General features: G+C 26.6%; 1 protein-coding gene. It reads right to left on the bottom strand.

Annotated elements, in window-relative coordinates; all coding sequences use genetic code 11:
• Window positions 1-48: 48 nt before the first annotated feature.
• On the bottom strand, window positions 49-1,323 hold the full coding sequence (locus KQI30_RS16765) for an IS4 family transposase (RefSeq protein ID WP_216464479.1): 1,275 nt from the start codon (window positions 1,321-1,323) through the stop codon (window positions 49-51).
• Window positions 1,324-1,429: the final 106 nt, after the last annotated feature.

The following is a 1,429-nucleotide window of genomic DNA, read 5'->3' as shown; positions in this document are numbered from 1 at the left end:
TAAATCCGCGGTTAAACGGACTTGTTTCTAGTATTTGGATTTTACAATCTAAATACAGGATTTTTGGTTGTAATGGTGCGTTTTCCGAGGGTGTGTGTGTTTTCGCTCAATAGAACGATTAGGACGTATTATTGAGCGATTTTTTTTACCTTGTTCAATTAATTCATCCAAAAACTTCTTTCGCACCGAAGGTTGCGCTATTAACGATATTATCTTTCTTGAAATCTCTCCAAGTAAGTAGTTTCTATTTACTTGATATCTATGTTTTAACTTTTTTTCTTTAATTTCTTGTTCTATAGCTTTATCACACTCAAATTTTATTACTGATGTTATCAGTGATAAAAATATTGATGCATAAAAATCCTGTTTTATTGCAATTGGCTTTTTGCCTGAAAACTCTTCAATTTTAATACTACTTTTTAACTCTCTATATTTTGTTTCGATCCTCCATCTTAAAAAATACAATTCTTTAAACATATCAATTGTAATGATTTTATCAAAAATATTAGTAGCTAATATTTCTTCTGTTCCATTTTCTAAGATTACTTTTATTAGTCTTACCTTTTTTTCTTCACCATTTTTTATATAAGATATAGTTTCATCATTTTCTGTTATATCATTTGCCAACTTGTATGATGAAGACAATCTTATTACAAAAAATAAGTTTTTTTCATTAATGTAATCAAACATTTCATATGACGGATACCCTCTATCTAGAGTTATTATTGTTTTATTTATTATTTTACTATCATAATGAACTAATTTATTTATATGTTCTTTAGCTAAAACACGTTCACTTTTTGGATAACTGTCAATCTTTGCATCAACAATAATATCATTCATAACATCATATATGGCGGAGCCAGTGGCTAACGCCGTTTTTGTTTTATGTCTGCTTGATTTGTAACCAAATTCTATTAAGTTTTCTTCAGTATCTGGAACTTGAAGGGTTGTACCATCTATAGCGAAAACATTATATCCATTCCATTTATTTAATGAAGTATTCAAAGAATAAAACTTATCAATAAATAGTTCGCAAATTTTATTAAAAGCTTCGGGAGATATATTTTGTCTAGCCTTTGAAAATCCTTGCTTTGTTACATCAGGTAATTTAATAAATTTAAATTTATCCTTAAAGCTAGCTATTTCAAGATTTATTGATTTTCTAAGATTAGAACAAATAAGATAAATTATTTGTTGAAAAGATAATTTTCTGTTTCTAGAAAAAGAATTATTCAATCTATACGTATTTTTGTAATCGTCAGATGTAACTAATTTATGAATAGAATCAATAATTTTAATTAGTAATTTCGTTTTGTTCATATAAAAATCTCCTTATGATAAAAAGATATTTTATCATAAGGATCATCCTATTATATACCGGAATATATTTCCTAGCTCTTGTTTTTTCTAAAGTTGACGACATTGA

It is taken from the genome of Clostridium bornimense, assembly GCF_018917145.1.
Lineage (GTDB): Bacteria > Bacillota > Clostridia > Clostridiales > Clostridiaceae > Clostridium_AN > Clostridium_AN bornimense_A.
This window is presented reverse-complemented; position numbering and strand designations above follow the sequence as displayed.

Bases quoted from the DNA above. Each gene is read 5' to 3' on its own strand.
- KQI30_RS16765 (WP_216464479.1), bottom strand. From the start codon at position 1,323: ATGAACAAAACGAAATTACTAATTAAAATTATTGATTCTATTCATAAA.